The sequence below is a fragment of the Salinivibrio sp. MA427 genome (assembly GCF_001996115.1).
Lineage (GTDB): Bacteria > Pseudomonadota > Gammaproteobacteria > Enterobacterales > Vibrionaceae > Salinivibrio > Salinivibrio costicola.
The window spans coordinates 1-4130 of record NZ_MUFH01000349.1 but is presented as its reverse complement, the minus strand read 5'-3'; the positions used below and the strand labels follow the sequence as shown (position 1 = coordinate 4130).

Genomic DNA, 4130 nt, shown 5'->3' with positions numbered 1-4130 from the left:
CTTTAAACTCTGTGGATGACTTGGACTCATGGCTTAAAGAGTTTGATGAAGACTATTCTGCATTTATTGATCGCATTAATGCGATAGTTCCGCATGCACTGGCCGCTCCGATTGATTTTGAGGATCGTAAAGCGATTTATAGCTTCTCGCGTCAGATCACTGGGCTGAAAGATATTCTTGCTACTTTTTTCAATGAAGCACTGGCGAGTGACCAATTCTCTACTTCGGCGCTGGTTAGAGGCGCGTATTTTACCTCTGTCTATCAGCAAGGGGTACCAACGAACGCATTCGATGATGCAGCCTCTCGTCGTTATGGATTGTCACATGCGGTCAATCATGCTCAAAAGGCCAAGAATTCAACAATTTTTTTCACGCAAAAACTATTTAGCAATATTATCTATCCCGAGGCGGGGCTCGCGTCGGATAACTTCCGCGTGGCAAAACATAAACGGCGCCTGATGGGAATGTCTGTTCTGGCATGCTCTATCGCCACTGTCTTATTAGTGGGGACGTGGCATCGCTATTATCTGGCCAACGTCGCACATGCAGATGCGGTATTGACAAAAGTTGATCAATATAAAACCCAATTCTCAAACAGTGCTGCCGGTGCATCGCAACGTGAGGTGCTTAAACCGCTCAACCAGATCCGTCAAGCGACGCTGGAATTTGGCTTTTTCCGCGAAAAGCCTAAATATGTCTCTGACTTTGGTCTATATCAGGGTCATGTGATTGGACCTAAAGTCGAACAAACGTACCTCAACCTATTAAAAAGTCGATTCTTGCCACTCTTAATGGCAGATACCGTGGTGGATATTAATCAAGCGGAGACGGATCAGGAACAGCTAGTTGCATTGCGTGTTTATCGGATGATGGTGGATAAAAGCGGCCGCTATCATGACTATGTAATGGACTATTTTAGTCAACAATGGCAACAAGAATTTGCCGGGCAAAAGGTCATTCAAGAACGTTTACTCGATCATCTCGATTACGCTATGCGCCATACTGACTTGACTGGAGAGCGTATAAGAGGCGATAGAATTTCAGATCGAGTAATGCGTCCTTATGATTTTACTATCGCTCGTACGCAGGCATATTTACGGACTATGCCAACCGACCAACGTGTGTACCGAAACTTGAAGCTAGACGCAGAGACCGTTCTGGGCTCGGGAATGAACCTGCGGAACGCGGTTGGTCCTGTCTTTGATGTTGTTTTTGATGAGCGGGAAGTCGATAGCGAAAACTTACATATCCCGCAAATGCTGACCAAAACTGGCTTTGAAGATTACTTTGTGCCGAAGCTCCAGTCAGTTTCTGACTTGGCGTTGATTGATAGCTGGGTATTAGGTGAAGCAGAAACGGCGCAGTTTAGTGACGCGGATAAAAAGGCACTTAGAAACCAAATACGTGATTTGTATGTTGCTGATTATACTAATACGTGGCGTACAGCGCTGAACGAAATTGATGTGAAGTTTTTCAGTGATATTAATGATGCCGTAACGGTTCTGGATAATTTTACTGGGCACGTAGGACCCTTGCAGCGTTTATTACGCACCCTCGAAACCAATACTCAGCTTGCATCAGGCCTCGGTTTGGATGAAGACGCTCAAGAAGCGATCTCAGAAAATCCAAAATATGAGGTGGCGTCACAAATACAGGCACCATTTTCAGATTTGAACCGTCTTGTTAAAGCGGTGAATGACAAACCGGCCTACCTGAGTGAAGTGTTGGCGTCGGTACAGGAGCTAAAAAGCTACCTTAAATCTATCCAAGATGCGCCTGACATTGGTACAGCGGCACTGGATGCGACCAAAGCACGTGTTAAGNGATTTGAACCGTCTTGTTAAAGCGGTGAATGGCAAACCGGACTACCTGAGTGAAGTGTTGGCGTCGGTACAGGAGCTAAAAAGCTACCTTAAATCTATCCAAGATGCGCCTGACATTGGTACAGCGGCACTGGATGCGACCAAAGCACGTGTTAAGTTGGTGAATACCGACCCCATTTATACACTTAAACGGATTGCTACCGGTTTACCTGAGCCGCTTGATGGTATGGTTGATAAACTCGCCGATGAAAGCTGGCATGTCGTTAAACAAGCGGCCATCAAACACCTTGAAACTCGTTGGTATCAAGAGGTCTATCGCCCTTATCAACAAAAGTTAGCGAACCGATATCCGTTTAATCCGAATGCCAGTAAAGATGCATCACTTAGCGACTTTGAAAGCTTCTTTGCGCCACAAGGAACCCTGGATAATTTCTACAATAGTCAGCTGAAAATATTTATAGATGAAAACATATCAGTTGGAGATAAAGGGACAAATGGGTCGTTAATTCGCCAAGACCTGCTAGCCCAGATCCAAAAAGCACAAAAAATCCGAGAAGCGTTCTTTAATCGTAAAGGTGTTTTGGATGTGAGCTTCTCTGTTGAGCCCTTGCGTTTAAGCAGCAATAAACGACGCAGTGTTTTGAATGTTGATGGTCAGTATGTGACCTATAGCCATGGGCCTAGAGACAGTATTGAGCTCATTTGGCCAAATACGCTTCGTGACTCGGCTACCTCAAAACTGACATTGGTGCCCACGAAAACCAACCTGTCACCGCGTAGTGTCGTGATTCGCGGTCCATGGGCGTTGTTCCGTCTCCTTGATCAAGGAGCAGTGGTCTCGGCTAGTACTACTTCGGTTGACTATCAATTCAATGTTGATGGCGGTGGAATGATCTATCGTGTTAATGCTCAGGCTGCCACTAATCCATTCACGCAGCGCTTGTTCAAATCGTTCAAGCTCTCACGCAATCTCTACTAACTGATCATGGGGCGAGTATACTCGCCCCTGCTTTATCAGGAATGCTAAATGTCTTTTATACTCTCGATTGATAATCAGCCTTTTCGTATTATCCAAGATGTTCAACCCTTGCGTGATGACGAGCGTTATCAAGCAATTAGAGACCAAATCAATAAACGACACTCGCCATTATCCGGGGGGACCGATTGGCAATTTGTAAAAGATAACTGTCAAGCACTCGCCAGTGAGCAAGGTATTGATTTGCTCCTCAGTGGCTACTATACCGTCGCGGCATTAAAAATTGGCGGCCTAGTAGGATTGGCAAACGGGTTGGAATTGATCCTTGCTTGTTTGAATAACGAAGACGCGGTCTCTGAAAAACGTGCCCGAGCACGAAAAGAGGCGCTGGAGTGGGTGAATGCTCGAGTACAAGGAGAGCTAAACCAGATTAAGCCAGACCAACAAGCATTACGCGAGTTGTACCGTTGTGAAAAGCTCTGCGATACCCTATATCATGTGCTCGAACAGCAGCAACCCAAGTATGTGGTTGACTATGAGGGGATCGCGTATGTGTTGTTTGAACATATCGACCGAATAGAAACACGATTTCATAGTGCACTAAAACAGCAACAACGCGATGAAAACGTTAACCCAACCATTAGTATAAGGGTAAGCCGTATTCGCACTCTATTGGCCGGTGTCGTAGGGGCCTGTTTAACCGCGTTCATATGGCTGGGTTATCCATATATCCCTTACTTTCAAACCCCCTTTCAAGTTGATGCGCCGGCGCCGAGCTTAAATCATGCTGACGCCACGGCGGCTTTTGCAAAAACGCATCAGCCAAGCACATTAGCGCGCTGGGAATCACAATTCGTCCCGTTATACGCGCAATCGACAACTCAAGAATTGGAGCAGTCGATTGAATCGAGCAAAGTACTGGCCAAGGCGCATCTTAATGCACTGGCCACACTCTATGCCGACAATAAACAAACTCGTGAATTATTGACGCGTTATGACATGGAGCGCAAAGAGGCACTGGGAAATACCGCTAAATACATCGATAAGTTTCGCGCGGTTCGAACCAAGATGGCGAATATGGCTCTACTTGCAGAGCAAAACCGCTGGTGGGCGTTGCAAAAGCAAACTCGATCTTTGGAAGATTTCGCCATCAGCTTATCGCCTATTTATGGACGAGCCGATTATGTCGAAACACTTGTGGAACAGGGTGATATCGATAAAGCCAACGCCGAGCTAGCCGTACTTACCGAACGCTTAAACCACCTAAGTTGGAAAGTCGCCCAGCTTCAAGAAAAAATTAATGTCCATCAAGCTACCCGGTAGCCTTATGC

General features: G+C 46.0%; 1 protein-coding gene and 2 pseudogenes. All 3 read left to right on the top strand.

Annotated elements, in window-relative coordinates; genetic code table 11:
* Window positions 1-1823 (top strand): annotated as a pseudogene (gene tssM / locus BZG79_RS14340) (type VI secretion system membrane subunit TssM); the annotation flags it as partial.
* Window position 1824: 1 nt separating this feature from the next.
* A pseudogene (locus tag BZG79_RS14335) lies at window positions 1825-2802 on the top strand (type VI secretion IcmF C-terminal domain-containing protein); the annotation flags it as partial.
* 48 nt (window positions 2803-2850) lie between these two features.
* Window positions 2851-4122, top strand: a complete 1272-nt coding sequence (locus BZG79_RS14330; protein WP_077774738.1) for a type VI secretion system ImpA family N-terminal domain-containing protein — start codon at window positions 2851-2853, stop codon at window positions 4120-4122.
* Window positions 4123-4130 lie beyond the last annotated feature (8 nt).

Excerpts from the sequence above, each read along its gene's own strand:
- BZG79_RS14330 (WP_077774738.1), top strand. The coding sequence starts at position 2,851 with ATGTCTTTTATACTCTCGATTGATAATCAGCCTTTTCGTATTATCCAA.